Here is a 21,565-nt window from a genome sequence, read left to right as displayed (position 1 = left end):
GATCGACCTCGCGGATGACGATGACGGCTTTCACCGTCGGATTGGTGTTGATGATGAGTTCGTGTGCGGCGACGCCGAGTGACGAACAGCCGGCCACGGACGTGTACACGCAGGCGCGCGAGCAGTTCACGGCGATGGCCGATGAGCTGCACACGGTGATCATGGCGATCGAGCCGACCGACTGGCGGGTCGACCAGGGACAGTACGGAGCCCGCCCGAGCGGATGTCAGTTGGGCGTCAGCTCGGACACGGGGTACTCGTTCACGGCGGTGCGCGCGCTCGAGCTGCCGCATCGGGATGCCGCGGAGATCGCGGCTGCGGCATCCGAAGGGTTCACCGAGCTCGGCGTCGACGCGGAGACCGTCGAGCGCGGTTCGGGGGATGCCCGAGAGGTGACGGTCGTGGGTGAGAGCGACGCTGCGCGTACCGTGGTCGTGATCCGGCCCCTCGACGGCCGCGTGCTCGTCTCCAGCGAGACCGCCTGCACGGCCGGGTCGAGCTCGGACATCCTCACCACGATGTTCGGCGAGGAGCTGTACCCCGACGACGTCTGGCGTCGGCTCCCCGCGACCGAAGGCCCGTCGTCGGTGCCGCAGTTCTACTTCCCGCCCGACGGCCCCGTCTACTACGACGAAGACGGCACGCCGGTCCAGCCGCAGCCGCTCGTGACGGACGCTCCGATCCCGCCGCGGTGATGCCGTCGTTCTCGTTTCCGCCTCGCTGACCTCACCGTCGACTCGCCAGAAAGCGCGGATCCGTCGGGGGCGGCATCCGCATTCTGTGGCGAGTCGACGGAGAGGGAGCCGGGAACAGCCGTGTCCGATTTCCGCGAGCCGGTGTCGGCGGGGCGTGTCAGGCTGGGGGCATGCACAGTGACGGGATGACGTTCGACGAGCGGTACCGCGCAATCGACGCGCGCGACCGCCGCTTCGACGGACAGTTCGTCACGGCCGTCCGCTCGACGGGCATCTACTGCCGGCCCAGCTGCCCCGCCCGCACGCCCCAGCCCGCCAACGTGACCTTCTATCCGACGAGCGCCGCCGCCCACGAGGCCGGATACCGCGCCTGCAAGCGCTGCCTGCCCGAGGCCACCCCCGGGTCGCCGCAGTGGAACCTCCGCGGTGATCTCGCCGCGCGTGCGATGCGCCTCATCGCCGACGGCGTCGTCGACCGCGAGGGCGTCCCGGGGCTGGCATCCCGTCTCGGCTATTCATCGCGGCACCTCACCCGGCTGCTCGCGGCCGAGCTCGGCGCCGGGCCTCTCGCGCTCGCCCGCGCGCACCGCGCCCATACGGCGCGCACGCTGCTGGTCGACACCGACCTGCCCATCGCCGACGTCGCCTTCGCCGCGGGCTTCTCGAGCGTCCGGCAGTTCAACGAGACGGTCGGCGAGGTCTTCGCGATGCCTCCCGGCCAGCTGCGGGCACGCCGGCAGGCGGGGGAGCGGACGCCGGGCCGCATCGACCTCGTCCTGCCGGTGCGCGAGCCGTTCGACGCGGTGGGCCTGTTCGGGTGGATGCGCGCGCACGCGATCCCCGGGGTCGAGTCGGGCGACGAGCGCTCGTTCGCCCGCGTGATCCGGCTGGCGGGCGGTCCGGCGTGGTTCGAGGTGCGCCAGGATGACGCGGGCCGCGTGCGTCTGCGCGCCGAACTCGCCTCGCTCGCCGACCTGTCCACCCTCATCGCGCGCGTGCGCCGGCTGTTCGATCTCGACGCCGATCCGACCGCCGTCGACGAAGCGCTCGCGCGGCACCCCGAGCTGGCTCCTCTCGTGGCGCGGATCCCGGGCGTGCGCCTGCCGGCGGCGATCGACCCCGACGAGATGCTCATCCGCGCGATGATCGGCCAGCAGATCAGCGTCGCCTCGGCCCGGACCGTGCAGGGCCGACTGACCGCCGAGCTCGGCGAACCGGTCGAGACCGCGGTCGGCCCCGCGATCCTCTTCCCGACGATGTCGGCGATCGCCGAGCATGGGGCCGACGTACTGCGGGGGCCCGGCGCCCGCATCCGCGCGATCGTCGGCGCTGCCGCGGCGCTCGCCGACGGGTCGCTGCGACTGTCTCCCGGCGACGACACGCACGAACAGCGCGCCGCTCTGCTCGCCCTCCCGGGTATCGGGCCCTGGACCGCCGACTACGTGCGGATGCGGGTGCTCGGAGATCCCGACATCCTCCTGCCCGGCGACGTCGCGGCTCGGGCGGGGGCTGCCGCAGCCGGCATCCCGGCCGGTCCGTCCGAGCTCGTCGCGTGGGCCGAACGCGCCGCGCCCTGGCGCAGCTACCTCATGGCGCATCTCTGGTACGCCGCCCCCGTCACGCAGGCCTGGCGCGCGAGCACGACCGAGCCGACCCTCCCACCGTCCCGAAAGGCCCGATCATGACCGTCGCATCCGCCACCCCCGCTCCGATCGAGACCGTGCAGGTCGAGGCCGCTTCGATCCAGACGGTCGAGACGCCCGACGGCCCCTTCACGATCCTCGAGGTGGGTGGCGAGGTGCTCGCGTCCGGGTGGACGGCCGACCCCGTCGCGATCCTCGACCGGCTCCGGCCGGCCGCCCGCCCCACGCGGGTCATCGAGGCCCCCACGGATGCCGCCGCCGCGGTCGCCGCCTACTACGCGGGCGACCTCGTGGCGATCGATGCGGTGCCGGTGCGCCAGTCGGGAACGGCGATGCAGAGCGCCGGCTGGCAGGCGCTCCGCCGCATCGTCCCCGCGGAACCCCTGACCTACGCCGGCTTCGCGGCGGCGCTCGGCTCGCCCGGAGCGGTGCGCGCGGCGGCATCCGTCTGCGCGCGCAACGCGGCGGCCCTCTTCGTACCGTGTCACCGCGTGCTCCGCACCGGCGGAGCGCTCGGCGGCTTCGCGTGGGGCGTCGAGGTCAAGGAGCGGCTGCTGGCGCGAGAGGCGCGGGAGGCGCGGCGCGACGGCTGAGTGCGGATTCGTCCTTGCACTCAGCGAATACACAGGTATAGCCTGGAGGGCTCCCGTGTGTGCAGCGGGCGCTCCGTCCGCTTGACCCCAGGAGGAAGCCATGTCACCGGCCATCGTCATCACGAAGTCCGTCGCTCTCCTCGTCACGGTCGACGGGCGCTCCGCACGCGGAGGAATCGTCCGGTAGTTCCGGGAAGCGCTTCACCGCTTCCGACGTTCCCTCCTTCGGGGCCCACGCCCCGCCTGGTCGCGCCTGTGCGCGCCCCCTCGCCGTTCTCGGCATCCGTTCGACACTCTTCAGGATCATGACCTCCTCGACGCCCCCTCGTCTGTCCACGCCGCGCGCGCTCGCGCGTCTGCTCCCCTTCGCCAAACCGGTGCTGCCGCGACTGAGTCTCGGCTTCGCCAGCGCGCTCGTCGCGAGCCTGCTGGCTCTCGGCATCCCGCTCGTCCTCGAGGTGATCGTCGGTCCCGATGGGCCGATCTCTTCGGGTGACCCGTGGCTCATCGTCCTCGGCGCCGGTGCCGTGCTCGCCCTCGGCCTGCTCGAAGCACTCATGGTCTGGGCGCGCCGCTGGTTCGTGCTCGCGCCCGCGACGAAGGTCGAGTACGAGCTGCGCACCGACTTCTTCGCGCGCCTGCAGCGCCTGCCGGTCGCCTTCCACGATCGCTGGCAGTCGGGTCAGCTGCTGAGCCGGATGATGCAGGACATCAGCCTCATCCGCCGTTGGCTGGCCTTCGGGATCGTGTTGCTCGTTGTCAACATGGTGACGATCGTCGTCGGCTCGATCATCCTGTTCCGGTGGCACTGGCTGCTGGGCACGATCTTCGTGGTCGTCTCCGCGCCGCTGTGGATCGCCGGGTTCGTCTTCGAGAACCGCTACGGTCTGCTCTCGCGGCAGAGCCAGGACCAGGCCGGAGACCTCGCGACGGCTGTCGAGGAGTCGGTCCACGGCATCCGCGTCCTCAAGGCGTTCGGCCGCGGCGGACACGCCCTGCAGAAGTTCACGCGCCAGGCCGAGACCCTGCGCGAGACCGAGGTGAAGAAGGCCAAGGCGGTCGGCTGGATCTGGTTCTGGCTCGTGCTGCTGCCCGACATCGCCTTCGCACTGTGCCTCGGCGCGGGCATCTACCTCGTCCAGGCGGGCGAGTTGGGCGTCGACTCGCTGATCGCCTTCTTTGCGATGGCGACGATCTTGCGCTGGCCCGTCGAGTCGATCGGCTTCCTCTTCTCGTTCCTCGTCGACGCGCGCACGGCGACCGACCGCATCTTCGAGGTGTTCGACGAGCAGAACTCGATCGTCGACCCCGAGAACCCGACGACCATCGCGCAGCCGCGGGGCGAGCTCGTCTTCGAGGGCGCTCACTTCCGGTACCAGGACGCCCCCGACAGCGAGCGCGATCTGCTCGACGGCATCGACCTCGCCCTGCGTCCCGGCGAGACGATGGCCCTCGTCGGGCTGACCGGGTCGGGAAAGACGACGCTCACGACGCTGCCCGGGCGGCTGTACGACGTCACGGGAGGCCGCGTGCTGCTCGACGGGATCGACGTGCGGGATCTGCGGCTCGACGAGCTGCGCCGTCACGTCGGCATGGCCTTCGAGGACGCGACGCTGTTCTCGCAGACCGTCCGCGAGAACGTGCTGCTCGGTCGCGAGGACCTCGAACGCGGAAGTGCGGAGGCCGAGCGGGTCATGCGCGAGGCGCTCTCGGTCGCGCAGGCGAACTTCGTCGACGCGCTGCCCGACGGGGTCGACACGGTCATCGGAGAAGAGGGGCTCAGCCTCTCGGGCGGTCAGCGGCAGCGTCTGGCGCTCGCCCGCGCTGTCGCTGCCCGCCCGGCCGTGCTGGTGCTCGACGACCCGCTGTCCGCGCTCGACGTCGACACCGAGGCGCTCGTCGAGGACGCGCTCCGCGAGGTGCTCGCCGACACGACGGCCCTCATCGTCGCGCACCGCCCCTCGACGGTGACGCTCGCCGACCGTGTGGCGCTGCTCGAAGAGGGGCGGGTGACCGCCGTCGGCACCCACTCCGAGCTGCTGCGCACGAGCGAGCACTACCGGCACGTCATCTCGAGCCTCGAGGACGACCAGGAACGACACGACCATGACCGACACGACCATGACCGACGCGACGAAACGGAGGTGACCCTGTGAGCACCGTCACCGGGACGAGCGGCGAGGACCGCTCCGACTACACCCGCGAGGAGAGCCGGGAGATCCGGCGCCGCTCGCTGCGCCTGCTCGGGTCGCTGGTCTCACCGCTGCGCATGCAGCTCGTGCTGGCGGCGGTCGTGCTCGTCGTCTCGACGGCGCTGCGCGTCGCCGGCCCCGCCCTCGTCGGCTGGGGGATCGCGAACGCCCTGCCTGCCGTCCAGGAGGAAGCCGACTGGATGCCGACCATCGCGGTCGTCGTCGTCTTCCTCGTCACCGCTGTCGGCGGTGCCGCGCTCATCGGCTGGTACGCCGTGGTCGCGGCTCGCCTGACCCAGGCGGTCATGATCGACCTGCGCAAGCGGATCTTCCGCCACACGCAGCGGCTGAGCCTCGAGTTCCACGAGTCGTACACGTCGGGCCGCATCATCTCGCGGCAGACGAGCGACCTCGACACTATCCGCGAGCTGCTCGACGGCGGCCTGAACGAGCTCGTCTCGGGTCTGCTCTACGGCGGGTTCACGATGATCGCGCTGTTGCTGCTCGACTGGCAGTCGGGCGTCATCCTCGCGGTCATGGGCATCCCGCTGTTCCTGCTCATGCGCTGGTTCTACCTGCGCTCGCAGGTCGTGTACCGCGAGTCGCGCGTGATCAGCGCGAAGGTGATCGTGAAGTTCGTCGAGTCGATGACCGGCATCCGCGCGGTCAAGGCGTTCCGTAAGGAGCCCGCGAACGACGCCGAGTTCGGGGGGCTCTCGAGCGACTACCGCGATGTCAACATGCGCTCGATCCGCCTGTTCGGAACGTTCGAGCCGGCACTCATGGCCGTGGCATCCGTCTCGCTCGCCCTCGTGCTGGCGTGGGGAGGGTTCCGGGTCGTCGACGACACGCTGAGCCTCGGTTTCCTGTTGTCGGCCGTGCTGTACGTGCGCAACTTCTTCGCGCCGATGCAGGAGGTCGCCTTCTTCCTCAACTCGTACCAGTCGGCGACGGCGGCGCTCGAGAAGGTGTCGGGCGTGCTCGAGGAGGACCCGACGGTTCCCGATCCCACCGAGCCGGTCGATCTGCGGCAGGCCCGCGGCCACCTGCGGTTCGAGGACGTCACGTTCGGATACTCGGATGCCGTCACGATCCTGCCCGACTTCGCGCTCGACATGCCCGCGGGTCAGACGATCGCGCTGGTCGGCACGACCGGTGCCGGCAAGTCGACGCTCGCCAAGCTCGTCGCGCGGTTCTACGACCCGACGAAGGGACGCGTCACCCTCGACGGTGTGGATCTGCGTCAGCTTCATCCGAAGGATCTGCGCCGCGCGATCGTCATGGTCACGCAGGAGGCGTACCTCTTCAGCGGCACGGTGGCCGACAACATCGCGCTCGGCAAGCCGGACGCGACGATGGACGAGATCCAGGCGGCGGCGCGTGCGGTCGGCGCGCACGAGTTCATCGAGCGGCTGCCCGACGGCTATGCCACCGATGTCAACAAGCGCGGCGGCCGCGTCTCAGCGGGGCAGCGTCAGCTCATCTCGTTCGCGCGCGCGTTCCTCGCCGACCCTGCGGTGCTGATCCTCGACGAGGCGACGGCGTCGCTCGACATCCCGAGCGAACGGCAGATCCAGGAGGCCCTGGGCACGCTGCTCGCCGACCGGACGGCGATCATCATCGCGCACCGCCTGTCGACGGTCGCGATCGCCGACCGGGTGCTCGTGATGGAGCACGGCCGCATCATCGAGGACGACACCCCCGCCGCGCTGATCGCCGGCACCGGCAAGTTCGCCCAGCTGCACAGCGCCTGGCGCGAGTCGCTCGTCTGAGTCCGCGCCGAGGACGCACCGTCGCCGCGAGAACGTACCCGCGAGGGTGCGTTCTCGCGGGCGGGGTGCGTTCTCGGCGGGGCTCAGTGGATGACGCCGGCGTGGTGGGTGACGGCGGCGAGAGGGTGCGAGTCGTCGAGGTCGGCGAGAGCGACCACGCCGTCGATGCCGATGCCGACAGGGGGCACCAGGCGCACCGACGCGTCGCCCGCGTGCAGGTCGGCGGTGAATGCCTCCGTCAGCGCGGCCGACCCGAACACGCCGCCGATCGCGCAGACCGGGAAGGTCTCCTCGTCGGTGCGGACCTGGGCGATCGCCGCGCGCACGCTCTGCGCGAGCTCGTGCGCGGCGCGCACCGAGATGTCCCGCGCGACAGCGTCGCCGGAGTCGGCCGCGCGCGCGACGACGGCGGCGAAGCTCGCGACGACGCGGACCCGATCGGGGTCGGCCTGCAGGCTCATGTACGCCTGGGGCAGATCGGGCCACCGGTCCGACACCGCCGCCGTCAGTTCGGTGGTCGGTCCGCGACCGTCGTAGGCGCGCATGACGGCATCCAGCGCCTCGCGGCCTATCCAGTACCCGCTTCCGGCGTCGCCCATGATCCAGCCCCAGCCGTCGACGCGCGCGGTGGTCTCGGCGCCGACGGCCAGCGTGACGACTCCGGTCCCGGCGGCGACGACGGCCCCGCGTCGGTCACCGAGCGCGCCGAGGAACGAGGTCGTCGAGTCGTGCGCGAGCACGACCCCGCGCACGCCCTGGCCCGCCGTCAGGGCGAGCAGAGCGTCTGCGTCGGCGTTCGCGTCGGTCAGTCCCGAGATGCCTGCGACCACCACGTCGGCCGGCGAGCCCGTGCGCGCGGCGGTCTCGGTGACGACCGCGGCGAGCTGGGGGAGCAGCGGCTCGCCGGTGCGGATGCCGGGGAAGAGCAGGTCTCCACCGGATGCCGCAGTCGCGCGCACCTTGATCCCGCTCTGCCCCGCGTCGATGGCGAGCACCCTGCGTGCGCTCATGCGACGCCTCCGAGCACGCGACGCAGGAATGCGGCCTGGGCCTCCCACTGATGGCCCTGACCTCCCTCGTGCTCGTTGAAGGGGAAGACCGACATCTCCTTGTGGGCGCCGCGGTAGGCGTTGAACGCGGCGTACACCGTCGAGGGCGGGCACACCGGGTCGAGCAGCCCGACCGAGAACAGGGTGGCGGCGTCGGCGCGACGGGCGAAGTTCACGCCGTCGAAGTACGACAGCGTCTCGAAGACCCGGGCCTCGTCGCCGCGGTGGACGGCGAGCCAGCGCACGACCTCCTGATAGGGGTCGCTGCCGGTGAGACCGACGGCGCGCTCGAAGTGGCAGAGGAACGGCACGTCGGGCATCGCCGCGACGAGCCCCTCGCTCAGGCCCGCGGCTGCGATGGCGATGCCGCCGCCCTGGCTGCCGCCCGTGACCGACACGCGCGAGGCGTCGACCTCCGGCAGCGACCGCACCGCGTCGACCGCGCGCACGGCATCCGTGAACACGCGCCGGTAGTAGTAGGTCTCGGGCGACTCGATGCCGCGCGTCATGAAGCCGGGCACGGCTGGACCTGATCCGTGCGGGTCGGGCGTCTCGCCGCCGCTGCCCCACACGCTGCCCTGCCCGCGGGTGTCCATGACGAACGAGGCGTATCCGGCCGTCGCCCAGGCGAGCCGCTCGGTGGGCAGGCCCCGCCCGCCGCCGTAGCCGACGAACTCCACGACCGCGGGCAGCGGTCCCTCGCGATGCGCGGGGAGGATGAGCCATGCCTTCACGGGGTCTCCGCCGTAACCGGGGAAAGTCACGTCGTGCACGTCGACGGTCGTGTACAGCTCGGATGCCGCAGACACGGTCACCTCGCCGCCGGCCTCCCGTGAGCCCGCGAGCGTGGCCGACCAGAAGTCGTCGAAATCACTGGGCTCGCTCACCTCCGGGCGATAGTCCTGCAGGTCGGCGAGCGAGAGATCGAAGCGCGGCACGCGCTCACCCTAGCGCGAAGCCCGGAGCCACGAGAGATATCTCGACATCGAGAGAACCACCCCCGTGCGATACGCTGAGGAACGACCCTCGACGCGCTTTTTGGAGAGACGACACGTGCCCGACTCGACCATCATCTACACGTACACCGACGAGGCGCCGGCACTGGCCACCGCCTCCTTCCTGCCCATCGTCGAGGCCTTCGCCGGTGCGGCCGGCGTGGCCATCGAAACCCGCGACATCTCGCTCGCGGGCCGCATCCTCGCCGCCTTCCCGCAGAACCTCACCCCCGAGCAGCAGGTGGGCGACGCGCTCGCCGAGCTCGGCGGACTGGCGACGCTACCCGAGGCCAACATCATCAAGCTGCCGAACATCTCGGCTTCGATCCCGCAGCTGAAGGCCGCGATCGCCGAGCTGCAGGCCGCGGGATACGACATCCCGAACTACCCGGACGAGCCGCAGAACGTCGATGAGAAGGACGTCCGCGCCCGTTACGACCGCATCAAGGGCTCCGCCGTGAACCCCGTGCTGCGCGAGGGCAACAGCGACCGCCGCGCCCCGCTGTCGGTGAAGAACTACGCACGCAAGCACCCGCACCGCAACAAGCCGTTCGCCGACGGGTCGAAGACCCGTGTCGCGACGCTGGGCCACGACGACTTCAAGTCGAACGAGACCTCCACGGTCATCGAGGGCGACGACGTCCTCACCATCCGTTTCACGGCTCAGGACGGCGCCGTCACCGAGCTGAAGTCGGGTCTGAAGGTCCTGCCGGGTGAGGTCGTCGACGCGACCTTCCTGTCGGCCGCGGCCCTCGACGCCTTCCTCGCCGACACGGTCGCGCAGGCGGCCGCCGAAGACGTGCTGTACTCGGTGCACCTCAAGGCCACGATGATGAAGGTCAGCGACCCGATCATCTTCGGTCACGTCGTGCGCGCCTTCTTCGCCGACGTGTTCGCCCGCTACGGCGACGACCTCGCGGCCGCGGGCCTCACCCCCAACGACGGTCTCGGCGCCATCCTCGCGGGTCTGTCGCAGCTCGCGAACGGCGACGAGATCCGTGCCGCATTCGAGGCCGCGATCGCCGCCGGCCCCCGCCTGTCGTACGTCAACTCCGACAAGGGCATCACCAACCTGCACGTGCCGTCCGACGTCATCGTCGACGCCTCGATGCCGGCTCTCATCCGCAACGGCGGAAAGCTGTGGGGCGCCGACGGCGGCGAGGACGACACGATCGCCGTCATCCCCGACTCGTCGTACGCCGGTGTCTACCAGGCGACGATCGAGGACGTCATCGAGCACGGCCCGCTCGACCCCGCCACGATCGGCTCGGTGCCCAACGTCGGTCTGATGGCTCAGGCGGCCGAGGAGTACGGCTCGCACGACAAGACCTTCGAGATCCCCGCCGCGGGCACCGTCGAGGTCGTCGACTCGTCGGGCAGCGTCCTGCTGTCGCACGACGTCCAGGCCGGTGACATCTGGCGGGCGACGCAGACCAAGGATGTCGCGGTGCGCGACTGGGTCAAGCTCGCGGTCACCCGCGCGCGTGCGACGGGCGTGCCCGCCGTGTTCTGGCTCGACGAGAACCGGGCGCACGACGCGAACCTCATCGCGAAGGTGCAGACCTACCTCGCCGAGCACGACACCGACGGTCTCACGATCGAGATCCTGGCGCCCGCCGACGCGACGCGCTACTCGCTCGAGCGCATCCGCCGTGGCGAGGACACGATCTCCGTCACCGGAAACGTCCTGCGCGACTACCTGACCGACCTGTTCCCGATCCTCGAGGTGGGTACGAGCGCCAAGATGCTCTCGATCGTCCCGCTGCTGGCCGGCGGCGGCCTGTTCGAGACCGGTGCCGGCGGTTCGGCTCCGAAGCACGTGCAGCAGCTGGTCGCCGAGAACTACCTCCGCTGGGACTCGCTGGGCGAGTTCTTCGCCCTGGCCGCCTCGTTCGAGCACCTCGCGGAGTACACCGGCAACGCCCACGCCAAGGTGCTGGCCGACACGCTGGATGCCGCGACCGGCACGTTCCTCGAACAGGACAAGTCGCCGGGTCGCGCACTCGGCACCATCGACAACCGTGGCAGCCACTTCTACCTCGCGCTGTACTGGGCTCAGGAGCTCGCGGCTCAGACGGTCGACGCCGAGCTCGCCGCCGCTTTCGCGCCGGTCGCCGAAGCGCTCGCCGCGAACGAGACCACGATCGTCGATGAGCTGATCGCAGTCCAGGGCTCGCCGGCGGAGATCGGCGGCTACTACCGTCCCGACGCCGAGCTGGTCACGGCCGTCATGCGGCCCTCGGCGACGCTGAACGGCATCATCGACGGGCTGTGACTCCGCGCTGACGCAGCAGAACGCCCCGGTCGCTTCGGCGTCCGGGGCGTTCTGCTGCGTGTGCGGGGGAGTCCGTCAGAAGCGGATCTCGGCGACGACCTCGCCGTACTCGGTCTCGTCGACGGGCGTGAAGCCGACGCGGGTGAAGAACGCCTCGGGCCCGCCCTCGCCCGCTTCGTAGATGACGTTGAGGCAGTCGAACCCGCGCTTGCGCGCCTCGTCGACCAGTTGCTCGACCGCGAAGCGCCCCACGCCGCGGCCCTGGTCGTCGGCGTCGACGTTGATGCGCCACAGCACGGAACGGAAATGCTCGTGCGGCGCATCGGGGTCGAAGCCCGCGCTGACGAAGCCGACGACCTCGTCGCCGTCGAGGATGACGCGCTGCCACGAGGTCGCGGGATCGACCACGGTCGCGGCGATGGCGTAGCTCTCGGGCACGACGAAGCGCTCCTGCCCGGGCTTCAGCGACAGGTTGTTGACCGCGACGATCGTCGACGCCGACAGTTCTTCCACTCGGAGGTCAGCCATGGTCACAGGCTAACGGTGATCGATCCGTCGCGCATCGGCCGATTGGATGAGGCGACAGGAACAGCCGGTCTGCGCCGATCAGGCGTGGACGTAGACGTCGGTTCCGGCGACGGCCCACTGGTAGATCTGGGCGGCACGCGAGTCGGGCATCCCGACGCAGCCGGCGCTCATCCGGTTGCCCCAGTTGCTGTGCCAGTAGACGCCATGGAATGCCTGATCGCCGTTGAAGTACATGGCCCACTTGACGTCGGGCTGAACGTAGCTGACGCCCGAGTCGGCAGCGGTGCCCCGCATGTCCTGGCGCGGCGTCTTCCAGCCGATCGTGTAGTAGCCGGTCTGGGTGTCGGCGCCGGGGCGGCCGGTCGAGACGAGCCACGAGTCGACGACGACGCCGTTCTCCTTGAGGTAGAGGCGCTGTTCACCGAGGTCGACCTCGAGCAGGCGTGTGATCGTCTCCGTCGTGACCGGAACGACCTCGACCGGCAGGCGGTAGGCGGCGTCGCCGGTGGCGAGCTGCTCGGCGAAGCCGGCGGCGATGCCGTCGGTCGACGTCAGCGTCCGGCCGTCGAGGCCGGCATCGGAGTCGTCGATGATCTCGCCCGCGGCGTTGGCGAACACGACGCCGTTCACGGGGGCGCGATCGACGAGCCCCGGGAGGGTGTCGACGACGGGCTGGATCACGGCGGGGTCCGCCGTGATCTCGAACGAGCCGTCGTCCGTCGTGCCGACGGTGAGCCAGCTCGCCGCCGTCGCGCGGTCGACGGGCACCGTGCGCTCATCGCCGACGTAGAAGCCGACGCCGTCGAGCATGCCGTTCAGCGAGGCGGCCGTCTCTTCGGCGGCGGACGTGGTCGTCAGTGCCGAGACGGGGGTGAGGTCGGGATCGATGACGGTCTCGGTCGAGCCCGAGTCGAGGGCGCTCTGCAGTCCGGCGCGAGCCGCCTCGGGATCGACTCCCGCACCGGGGACGTCGGGGCTGACGACGTACGACGAACCGTCGAACGAGATGGATGCGGGGGTGGGCTCGACGTAGAGGTCGCCCGCGGCGCTCTGCAGGGCGATGCTGGCGCTCGCTTCGTCTAGGGACACGGTGGCGGCGATGGGCTCGCCGAACCACTGCGTCACGTTCCACGCGGGTCGCGCGTCGAAGGCCGTGGCTGCGAGCGCGGTGCCGTCGACCTGTGCTCCGAGGTCGGCGCCCGAGACGCTGGCCCCGCCGTCACCGAGCGTGACGGTGGTCTGGTCGAGGCGGTCCTGCACGGCGGCTGCGGCGGCGCCGGGCGTCATGAATCCCACCGGGACTCCCGAGATGGTCGTCCCGGGGGCGATCAGGAAGAACGAAGCGGTTGCGGCACCGAGGGCGACGACACCGACGGGCACACCGATCCACAGGCCGAGGTGACGCTTCTTGCGCGACGGCTCGGCGGGTGCCCATTCGACGCGCTGCCCGGACTCGCTCGAAGGCACGTCCGACTCGGCCGTGTTCTCGTGATCGTGCTTCGACGCGACATCCGTCACCGCTGTACCCCCGTCTGCGCGTGAACGCGCACTCGGGACTCATGGTACGCGACAGCAGTCCGAGAGCGGCCTGAGTGAAACCAGAGCGTTATCGAGAGGCCCGATCCGGCTCGCGCGTCGCGGTCAGCTGGCGCCGCAGAGCTCGGTGTAGGTGTCGATGCTGCCCTGCACGTCGCTCAGCGCCGTGGTCAGCTCCGTCGCCCGATCGGTGTCGCCCGCGGCGACGGCCTCCATCGAATCGGCCGCCGACGAGAACGCCGTCTGCAGATCGGGCAGGATGCCGGACACCTCTTCGTTCGTCACCTGGGCGGCGGCATCCCCCATGCCGTCCGAGATCGTGCGCAGTGCGCCGGCCGCGGCGGCGGGGTCGGACGGATCGATCTCCTGGATGCCCTGGGTCGCCTCGGTCATGACGTCGTTGACCTGGGTGCACGCGTCCTCGACGGACTGGCTGCTCGCGGGGGTCGAGCCGCCGGAGGCGGAGTCATCGCCTCCGGTGCATCCGGTCAGGGCGACGAGGGCGAGCGCGGTGACGGTGACGGCGGTCAGACGACGGTTCATGGGGTTCTCCTCGGGGCGGCGATTCCTCCACCCTACGGAGGAGCGGCGCTCCGACGTTCCCCTTGACATCGGCGGCGGACGTGCGGCGCTGATGTAACGGGTTTGTAAACATCGCTAGCAAACCTGTCCGGAAAGCTTGTGCGCGGACCATTCGTAAGGTCTACTAACAAACATGACGAGCTCCGACACCCAGGCCCCGAGGCGCACGACGCGCACTCGGCGCCCGGGCGCGAAGATCCTGCCCGAGCACGCTCGGGCCCACAATCGCGCGCTCGTCCTCGAACGGCTCTTCCACGGGGGAGCGATGAGTCGTGCCGACCTCGCCCGCGAGACCGGATTGACCCGCGTCACGATCTCCGACCTCGTCGCCGAGCTCATCGGCGACGGCTTCGTCGCCGAACAGGGCGTGCGCGAGGCCGCGGGGCCGGGGAAGCCCGCCATCCTCATCGACCTCGCTCGTGACGGGCACCGCATCGTGGGCCTCGACCTGTCGGGGAACGATCTGTTCGTGGGGGCCGTGATGACCCTCGACGGCGAGATCGTCGCGCGTCACGAGGCTGCCGTCCCGCACGACCGTGCCGACATCCTGGCGGTGGTCGTGGAGCTGGCGCGCACCCTCGTGCGCGACGCCCACGCGCCCGTGCTCGGGGTGGGGGTCGGCACCCCGGGTGTCGTCGACGGGTCCGGGGTCGTGCTTGCCGCGCCGGGCCTCGGCTGGGACGGCGTCGACCTCACCGGCATCCTGAGCGAAGCCGTGGGAGTGCCCGTACTCGTCGCGAACGACGCGAACGCCGCCGTGCTCGCGGAGCACACGTTCGGCGGAGCCGGTGACGACATCATCCTCGTCAAGGTCGGCCGCGGTGTCGGTGCAGGGCTGCTCACCGGCGGCGACCCACTGCGCGGCGCGCGATCGGCCGCGGGTGAGATCGGTCACGTCACGGTGGGCACCGACGGCGGGCCCGACTGCGCCTGCGGCAAGGTGGGATGCCTCGAGGCCTGGATATCTGTCCCGTCGCTCTCCGCGCGCATCGCCGCCGGCCCCGCGAGCGACCGCGAGGGTCTCCTCCGCGACGCGGGAGAGCGCCTCGGCATCGCGCTCGCGCCGATCGTCGGCGCGCTCGACCTGTCGGAGGTCGTCCTCTCCGGCCCCGCAGAACTTCTCGACGGCGCGCTCGCACGGGCCGCCGCCGAGACGGTGCGCACCCGCACGCTCGCCACGTTCCACGACGAGCTGCAGGTGCGGATGACGGAGCAGGGCCAGGACATCGTCCTGCGCGGCGCTGCCGTCATGGTCCTGTCAGGACGCCTCGGCGTCTCCTGACCTCGCTCCACAGCTCCACAGCTCCACAGCTCCATAGGCCCCACCCGCACCATCCGCTCCACACCCGGACGAGCCATCCGACTCGTCGACACCAGAGAAGAAGGAATCACCATGAAGAAGAGCCTCGGAGCACTGTCGCTCCTCGGTGTCTCCGCCCTGCTGCTCGCCGGTTGCGCGAGTGGCGACGCGGGACAGAGCGCCGAGACCGGAGACCTGACCGTGTGGCTGGTCGGCACCGACACGCCGCAGGACGCCCGCGACTACCTCAAGAAGACGTTCGAAGCCGAGAACGAGGGCTGGACGCTGACCATCGAGGAGAAGACCTGGGCCGACACCGCGGACAACTACGTCGCCGCACTGTCGTCGAACGACGCACCCGACCTGGTCGAGGTCGGCAACACGCAATCGCCCGGTTTCATCGACCAGGGTCTGTTCCTCGACATCTCCGACCTCGAGGCCGACCTCGGCGGCGACGAGCTGCTGCAGAGCTTCGTCGAGCTCGGTTCGGCGGACGGCAGCCTCTATGCCGCCCCGTACTACGCGGGATCGCGCATCGTCTTCTACTCGCCCTCCTCCTTCAGCGGCGAGGTGCCCACGACACTCGAGGAATACGTCGCCGACGGCATCGCCGCGACGACGGCCACGAAGTCGGGCATCTACGCGCCCGGCAAGGACTGGTACAACGCCCTGCCTTACATCTGGGCGAACGGCGGCGAGATCGCGACGCAGGACGGCGACACCTGGAAGGGCGGGTTCTCCAGCTCGGGCGGCATCGCCGGTCTCGAGATGCTCCAGGACGTGTACGAGAACGCCACCATCGCGCCGGCCGACGCCGATGAGACCGATCCGCAGGTGCCGTTCTGCGCCGGTGAGGTCGGTTTCCTCTCCGCTCCCGCGTGGGTGAAGTGGTCGATCCTCGCGCCCGCTGACGACGCGAAGGCCCCCGGCTGCCCCGAGGCCGCCGGTGCCGACCTGAAGGCGTTCGCCCTCCCGGGCATGACCGCAGGCGAGGTCGCTCCGGTCTTCGCGGGCGGGTCGAACATCGCGATCGCGGCGAAGTCGGACGCCCCCGACAAGGCCGAGGCCGCGCTGAAGATCATCCTCTCGGAGGGCTACCAGAAGATCCTCGCCGAGAACGGGCTCATCCCCGCGCTCACCTCATTCGCCGAGTTCCTCCCCGACGATGAGATCACGGCCGAGGCCGCCAAGGCCGTCGCGTCGTCCAAGGCCGTGCCGGCGAGCCCGAACTGGTCCGAGGTCGAATCGTCGGGCGTCATCAAGGACGCTCTCGTCAAGATCGCGCAGGGCGGCGACGTCACGGCGATCGCGACCGAGCTCGACGGTCAGATCGAAGCGATCCTCAACAAGTAGTCGGGCGTCGTGGGATGCGGGGCCGGGCTCCGCATCCCACGACGATCGCAGAGAGGACAGGACGATGACAGACGTCCTCACCCGCCCGCCCCGCCGATCCCGCCGTGCCAAGCGTCCGGCGCCGACGGCGCCGACGGCTCGGGAACGGTCGCGCCGACGCCGCGACAACGTCGGGGCACTCACGCTCCTCGGCCCCTCGCTCGTCATCCTCGGGGTGATGGTCGGCTATCCGGCGGTGCTGATGCTCGTGCAGTCGTTCACCGACTACGCCATCCGCAACAAGGTCCAGGGCACGCTGCCCGACTTCATCGGTCTCGAGAACTACATCGAGGTTTTCACGCAGTCGGACTTCCCGGCCGTGCTCGTCCGCAGCCTCGGGCTGATGGTCGCCATGACCGTGCTGATCGTCGGGCTCGGCGCGCTGATCGCGGTGCTGATGACGCGTCTCCGGCGCGGCTGGCGTGTGCTCGTGTCGCTCGGTCTGCTGCTGGCGTGGGCGATGCCGCCGCTGGCGGCGACCACCGTCTGGGGATGGATCTTCGACTCGCAGTACGGCATCGTCAACTGGGCACTCAACACCATGACGGGCTCGACGGACTGGACCAACCACTCCTGGCTGGCGAACCCGTGGTCGTTCTTCTTCGTCCTGACCGTGATCGTGGTGTGGCAGGGTGTGCCGTTCGCCGCCTTCACCCTCTACGCGGGGCTCGGGCAGGTCCCCGCCGAGGTGCTCGAGGCGGCCTCGCTCGACGGAGCGGTCGGCTGGCAGCGCTTCCGCCTCGTCGTGTTCCCGTACCTCCGCAACGTCGTCACGGTCGTCGTCGTCCTCCAGGTCATCTGGAACCTCCGCATCTTCACGCAGGTTTACGCGCTGCAGCAGCGGGGCGGCCTCATCTCCGAGACGAACGTTCTCGGCACCTACATCTTCCGGCAGGGCCCGGGGGAGTTCGGGGTCACGAGCGCGATCGGCGTGCTCATGGTCGTGCTTCTCCTCACCCTGTCGTGGGGATACATCCGCACCACGCTCAAGGAGGAGGAGCTGTGAGCACTCAGGTCACCCCCGCGACCCAGCTCGGCACGGTCGGGGTCGACGAGGTCGTCGGCGAGGTCGGCCGCGCGAAGCGTCCCCGGCCGCGCTCGCTGGCCGTGCGACGCCCGCCGCGTCGCCGCGTCCTCTCGCGGGCCGGGTTGAACCTCGCCGCGCTCGTCGTGTTCGTGTGCTCGGTGTTCCCGGTGTACTGGATGCTGAACATGTCGTTCACGCGCGGCGAGAGCATCATCAGCCGCACCCCGAGCTTCCTGCCCTTCGACTTCACGCTGGGCAACTACGCCACCGCATGGACGCGCGAGGCCGCGCCGGGGCAGACCGACTTCGTGCACGGGCTGCTCTCGTCGACTCTCGTGACCGTCGGCGTGCTCGTCGTCACGCTGATCCTGGCGTTCCTCGCCTCGATCGCCGTCGCCCGCATCCGCTTCCGCGGCCGCCGTTCCTTCATCGTCGCCGTCCTCATCGTGCAGATGATCCCCGGTGAGGCGATGATGTTCACGATCTACGGCATGATCGACGACTGGCGTTTGATGAACACCCTCATCGGCCTCGGCATCGTGTACGTCGCCGCCGTCATCCCGTTCACGATCTGGACCCTCCGCGGTTTCGTCGCGGGCGTTCCCGCCGACCTCGAAGAGGCCGCCATGATCGACGGATGCACCCGCACCCAGGCGTTCTGGAAGGTCACGTTCCCCCTGCTGGCCCCGGGGCTCGTCGCGACCGGCATCTTCGCCTTCATCCAGTCGTGGAACGAGTTCACGATGGCCCTGCTGCTCATGAAGGGCTACAACCTGACCCTCCCGCCGTGGCTGCTGTCGTTCCAATCGGCGACGGCGGCGACCAACTGGGGCGCGGTGATGGCGGCGTCGACCCTCATCTCGATCCCGGTCGTGATCTTCTTCCTCATCGTGCAGGGGCGCATGTCGGGCGGGCTCGTGTCGGGAGCCGTGAAGGGATGACCCTGCGCATCGGTGTCGACGTGGGCGGCACGAAGATCCTCGCCGTGTCCGTCGACGACGACGGCGGCGAGATCGCCCGCCTCCGTCGGCCGACCGGATGGGGCGGGGATGCCGTGGCCGACGGCGTCGCGGCCGTCGTCGCCGACCTCGCGGGCGCCGAGCGGGATGCCGCCGTCGGCGTCGGCGTACCCGGGCAGATCCTCCCGGGCAGCGGCATCGTCGAGCACGCGCTGAACCTGGGGATCGAGCGGTACGACCTCGCCGGGGCCGTCGCCGCTCGACTCGGCATCAGGCCGTCGATCGACAACGATGTGCGCTACGCGGCGGTCGGCGCGCACGCGCTGCGTCCCTCGGGGGGATCGCTCGCCTACCTCAACCTCGGCACCGGCATCGCGGCGGGCATCGTCGACGAGTCGGGGCCACGCCGAGGCTCGCGCGGCGCCGCCGGTGAGATCGGGCACATCCCCATCGACCCGGGCGGTCCCCGCTGTCGCTGCGGCCAGCGTGGATGCATCGAGGCTTTCTCGGGTGGGGGAGCCGTCGCGGAGCGCTGGGGCGGATCCGAGGCGCTGCCCGTGCTCGCGGTCTTCGACGCGGCGGATGCGGGTGACGAGCGCGCCGCCGGCATCCGAGCGGGCGTCGTGCGCGGCGTCGAGGCCGCGGTCCGGCTGCTCGTGCTCACGACCGACGTCGACGTCGTCGTCCTCGGTGGCGGTGTCGCCGCGCTCGCCGATCGGCTGCTCGTTCCGGTGCGGACCGCGCTCGTCGACTCGGCGGCAGCTTCGCCGTTCCTGCGTTCGCTGCGGCTCGACGAGCGGGTCGAGCTCGTGCCCCGCGACGCGCCGGTGGGGGCGCTGGGGGCCGCCGTTCAGGCCCAGGCGAGCGGAAGCAGGTGCTCGGTGCTGAGCGGCGCCAGTGGCAGCACGGCGGCCTCGGCCGCCGTGAGCCAGCGTGCCTCGGCGATCTCGGCGGCGGCGCTGACCGATGCGGGATCGAGCGTGATCGCGAAGGCTTCGGCGACCACGCGGAACCCCGGTTCGTTCGCGGCATCCGACTCGAACCGGCCGAGGTAGACCAGATCGGGTTCGGCCACGACGACGCCGAGCTCCTCGTGCAGCTCTCGGACGAGGGCCGCGCCGGCGGACTCGCCCGGCTCGGGCTTGCCGCCGGGCGCCATGAACCGCTGGGTGCCGCGCTTGCGGACCAGGAGCGTGCGCCCGGCGCCGTCGGTCACGACCGCCGCGCTGACGTGCACTTCGCGGGCCGGAACGGACGCGCTCACCGCGCGAACACCTTTCCCGGGTTCAGGATGCCGGCGGGGTCGAAGACCTGCGCGATGCGGCGCTGCAGCTCCCACTGGTCGTCGCCGAGCTCGTCGGCGAGCCAGCGCCGCTTGAGGACGCCCACGCCGTGCTCGCCGGTGAGCGTTCCGCCCAGGCGCAGAGCCGACTGGAAGAGGTCTTCCGCCGCCTCCCAGATCACCTCGGGAACCTCGTCGCCGTCGAAGATGAAGTTCGGGTGCAGGTTGCCGTCGCCCGCGTGGCAGACGGTGGGGATCGTCAGGCCGAAGCGCTGCTCGATGCGGGCGATCTCGTCGAACATCGCGGGCAGCGCGCTGCGCGGCACCGACACGTCCTCGATGAGCGCGGTCCCCAGCGTCTCCATGGCGGGATGCATCGACCGGCGTACCGTCCACAGCTGCTGCGCTTCGGCGTCGTCGGCGGCGAGGTGCACGGTCCCGCCGGCGGCAGCGAGCACCGCGACGACGGCCTCCGCCTCCGTCGTCGCCCCGGGGCCGTCGGTCTGGACCGTCAGCTGCGAGGCGCCGTGCGTGGGCGCGGGAAGGTCGAGGAGGCGGTGCGAGGCAGCGAGCGAGGTCGCGTCCATCAGCTCCATGATCGCGGGCTGGATGCCGGCGGCGGTGACCGCCGACGCCGCCACCGCCGCGGAGCGGACATCCCCGAAGGTCGCGGCGATCGTCCGCGCCTCGCCGGGAACGAGTCGGCGGAGCTTCAGCGTCGCGGCGACGACAACGCCCAGGATGCCTTCCGAGCCGATGACGAGCGAGGTCAGATCGAGGCCGGTGACGCCCTTCACCGTCCGGTGGCCCAGGCGCATCAGGCGGCCGTCGGCGAGCACGAGCTCGAGCCCGAGGACGGCGTCTCGGACCACACCGTATTTCGCGCAGAGCAGGCCGCCCGCGCCGGTGGCGATGTTGCCGCCGACGGTGGAGATGTCGCGGCTCGCGGGATCGGGTGCCCACCACAGGCCGTGCTCCGCGAGTGCCGCGTTCAGCTGTCCGTTCAGGATGCCGGGCTCGACGACTGCGATGAGGTCGTCGGGGTGCACCTCGAGGATGCGGTCCATCGAACGCAGCGAGAGACCGATCTCGCCCGCACCTGTGTTGGCGCCGCCGGCCAGACCCGTGCCGGCGCCACGCGGCACGACCGGGGTGCCGGTGGCCGAGGCGATCCGCAACGTCGCCTGGACATCATCGACGGTGCGGGCGTTGACGACGGCGAGGGGGGATCCCGACGCCGCCTGGCCCGACTTGTCCGCCCGGGCGGCGGTGCGGCCGGCATCCGTGACATCCACGCGGTCGCCGAGCTCGGCGATGAGGCGGGCGACGACGTCGGTGGCGGTCATGACAGGCGGCGGCGCCCGGCGATCACGCCGCTAGTCACCGCGATGACTCCGAAGACCAGACCGATCCAGGCCTGGTCCATGCTCCACCAGGCGATGGTGGCCGAGGCGTAGACGAACAGCTCGACGAGCGCGCGCACGAACGGGTGCACGACGAGCACGGCGCGCGGGGAGACGAAGAGGGCCCACAGGAGGATCGCTGCGACGGGAGCTCCGATGCCGAAGACCAGGTTGAGGGGGAAGTCCCACGCGGCGAAGCCCCAGATCGCGAACGTCGCGAAGGCGAACAGCTGGCAGGCGAAGGCGAGGAGTTCGATCGCCGAGAGCGCCCGCCGCGTACCGGCCGCCTGCTGCGGCGCCTCGGGGTTGGCAGGACGGACGTTCGGCAGTTCGGACATGCCT

The 21,565-nt window shown here is 70.7% G+C and carries 18 protein-coding genes and 1 pseudogene; 11 read left to right on the top strand and 8 right to left on the bottom strand.

What is annotated here, in order from left to right; genetic code table 11:
- The first annotated feature begins 20 nt into the window (after positions 1–20).
- The 5 genes from AA0Y20_RS15770 to AA0Y20_RS15750 all read left to right on the top strand — a co-directional run bounded on the left by AA0Y20_RS15770 (position 21) and on the right by AA0Y20_RS15750 (position 6,895).
- Positions 21–695 carry a hypothetical protein gene (locus AA0Y20_RS15770; protein WP_413331772.1) on the top strand — a complete coding sequence of 225 codons (675 nt, stop codon included), beginning with the start codon at positions 21–23 and terminating at the stop codon, positions 693–695.
- 185 nt (positions 696–880) lie between these two features.
- Positions 881–2,380 (top strand): DNA-3-methyladenine glycosylase 2 family protein, encoded by a 1,500-nt coding sequence (locus tag AA0Y20_RS15765; RefSeq protein WP_412936168.1) that lies wholly within the window; start codon positions 881–883, stop codon positions 2,378–2,380.
- Positions 2,377–2,931, top strand: coding sequence for a methylated-DNA--[protein]-cysteine S-methyltransferase (locus tag AA0Y20_RS15760; protein ID WP_412936166.1), 555 nt, complete (start codon positions 2,377–2,379; stop codon positions 2,929–2,931). The genes AA0Y20_RS15765 and AA0Y20_RS15760 overlap by 4 nt, the downstream gene beginning before the upstream one ends.
- Before the next feature lie 305 nt (positions 2,932–3,236).
- Positions 3,237–5,087 (top strand): ABC transporter ATP-binding protein, encoded by a 1,851-nt coding sequence (locus tag AA0Y20_RS15755; RefSeq protein WP_412936164.1) that lies wholly within the window; start codon positions 3,237–3,239, stop codon positions 5,085–5,087.
- Positions 5,084–6,895 carry an ABC transporter ATP-binding protein gene (locus AA0Y20_RS15750; RefSeq protein WP_412936163.1) on the top strand — a complete coding sequence of 604 codons (1,812 nt, stop codon included), beginning with the start codon at positions 5,084–5,086 and terminating at the stop codon, positions 6,893–6,895. Before AA0Y20_RS15755 ends, AA0Y20_RS15750 begins: the two co-directional genes overlap by 4 nt.
- 83 nt (positions 6,896–6,978) lie before the next feature.
- On the opposite strand, the gene AA0Y20_RS15745 is transcribed toward AA0Y20_RS15750, so the two are convergent.
- Positions 6,979–7,905, bottom strand: coding sequence for an N-acetylglucosamine kinase (locus AA0Y20_RS15745; RefSeq protein ID WP_412936161.1), 927 nt, complete (start codon positions 7,903–7,905; stop codon positions 6,979–6,981).
- Positions 7,902–8,882 carry an acetylxylan esterase gene (locus AA0Y20_RS15740; protein ID WP_412936159.1) on the bottom strand — a complete coding sequence of 327 codons (981 nt, stop codon included), beginning with the start codon at positions 8,880–8,882 and terminating at the stop codon, positions 7,902–7,904. The genes AA0Y20_RS15745 and AA0Y20_RS15740 overlap by 4 nt, the downstream gene beginning before the upstream one ends.
- Before the next feature lie 115 nt (positions 8,883–8,997).
- On the opposite strand from AA0Y20_RS15740, the gene AA0Y20_RS15735 reads away from it, so the two are divergent.
- Positions 8,998–11,214: an NADP-dependent isocitrate dehydrogenase gene (locus AA0Y20_RS15735; protein ID WP_412936156.1), complete on the top strand. Its 2,217-nt coding sequence runs from the start codon at positions 8,998–9,000 to the stop codon at positions 11,212–11,214.
- Positions 11,215–11,289: 75 nt separating this feature from the next.
- Here AA0Y20_RS15735 and AA0Y20_RS15730 read toward each other — a convergent pair whose 3' ends face one another.
- The 3 genes from AA0Y20_RS15730 to AA0Y20_RS15720 all read right to left on the bottom strand — a co-directional run bounded on the left by AA0Y20_RS15730 (position 11,290) and on the right by AA0Y20_RS15720 (position 13,821).
- Positions 11,290–11,742, bottom strand: coding sequence for a GNAT family N-acetyltransferase (locus tag AA0Y20_RS15730; RefSeq protein ID WP_094260231.1), 453 nt, complete (start codon positions 11,740–11,742; stop codon positions 11,290–11,292).
- Between the two features lie 78 nt (positions 11,743–11,820).
- The gene (locus AA0Y20_RS15725) at positions 11,821–13,260 is read right to left on the bottom strand and encodes a L,D-transpeptidase family protein (protein ID WP_412936153.1); all 1,440 of its coding nucleotides are present in this window, start codon (positions 13,258–13,260) and stop codon (positions 11,821–11,823) included.
- A 123-nt stretch (positions 13,261–13,383) separates the two neighbouring features.
- Entirely contained in the window at positions 13,384–13,821 is a 438-nt protein-coding gene (locus AA0Y20_RS15720) for a hypothetical protein (protein ID WP_412936152.1), read from the bottom strand.
- Positions 13,822–13,993: 172 nt separating this feature from the next.
- On the opposite strand from AA0Y20_RS15720, the gene AA0Y20_RS15715 reads away from it, so the two are divergent.
- The 5 genes from AA0Y20_RS15715 (at position 13,994) to AA0Y20_RS15695 (ending at position 19,593) form a co-directional block, all read left to right on the top strand.
- Positions 13,994–15,142 (top strand): ROK family transcriptional regulator, encoded by a 1,149-nt coding sequence (locus tag AA0Y20_RS15715; protein ID WP_412936149.1) that lies wholly within the window; start codon positions 13,994–13,996, stop codon positions 15,140–15,142.
- Between the two features lie 111 nt (positions 15,143–15,253).
- On the top strand, positions 15,254–16,513 hold the full coding sequence (locus AA0Y20_RS15710) for an extracellular solute-binding protein (protein ID WP_412936147.1): 1,260 nt from the start codon (positions 15,254–15,256) through the stop codon (positions 16,511–16,513).
- Positions 16,514–16,577: 64 nt separating this feature from the next.
- Positions 16,578–17,558, top strand: coding sequence for a carbohydrate ABC transporter permease (locus AA0Y20_RS15705; RefSeq protein WP_412936145.1), 981 nt, complete (start codon positions 16,578–16,580; stop codon positions 17,556–17,558).
- Positions 17,555–18,520 (top strand): carbohydrate ABC transporter permease, encoded by a 966-nt coding sequence (locus tag AA0Y20_RS15700; protein ID WP_412936143.1) that lies wholly within the window; start codon positions 17,555–17,557, stop codon positions 18,518–18,520. The genes AA0Y20_RS15705 and AA0Y20_RS15700 overlap by 4 nt, the downstream gene beginning before the upstream one ends.
- Complete coding sequence (locus tag AA0Y20_RS15695) at positions 18,517–19,593, top strand: ROK family protein (protein WP_412936141.1); 1,077 nt, start codon at positions 18,517–18,519, stop codon at positions 19,591–19,593. The genes AA0Y20_RS15700 and AA0Y20_RS15695 overlap by 4 nt, the downstream gene beginning before the upstream one ends.
- Here the strand turns inward: AA0Y20_RS15695 and AA0Y20_RS15690 are convergent.
- From AA0Y20_RS15690 to AA0Y20_RS15680, 3 genes and pseudogenes are all read right to left on the bottom strand, one after another.
- Positions 19,491–19,754: pseudogene (locus AA0Y20_RS15690) on the bottom strand (NUDIX hydrolase); the annotation flags it as partial. The gene AA0Y20_RS15695 and the pseudogene AA0Y20_RS15690 overlap by 103 nt on opposite strands.
- A 44-nt stretch (positions 19,755–19,798) precedes the next feature.
- Complete coding sequence (locus AA0Y20_RS15685) at positions 19,799–21,166, bottom strand: FAD-binding oxidoreductase (protein ID WP_412936139.1); 1,368 nt, start codon at positions 21,164–21,166, stop codon at positions 19,799–19,801.
- On the bottom strand, positions 21,163–21,561 hold the full coding sequence (locus tag AA0Y20_RS15680; protein WP_412936136.1) for a YrdB family protein: 399 nt from the start codon (positions 21,559–21,561) through the stop codon (positions 21,163–21,165). The genes AA0Y20_RS15685 and AA0Y20_RS15680 overlap by 4 nt, the downstream gene beginning before the upstream one ends.
- Positions 21,562–21,565 lie beyond the last annotated feature (4 nt).

The sequence above is a fragment of the Microbacterium pratiae genome, assembly GCF_047302165.1.
GTDB lineage: Bacteria > Actinomycetota > Actinomycetes > Actinomycetales > Microbacteriaceae > Microbacterium.
The sequence above is the reverse complement of the archived record's forward strand: the minus strand, read 5'-3'. Positions and strand labels throughout refer to the sequence as shown.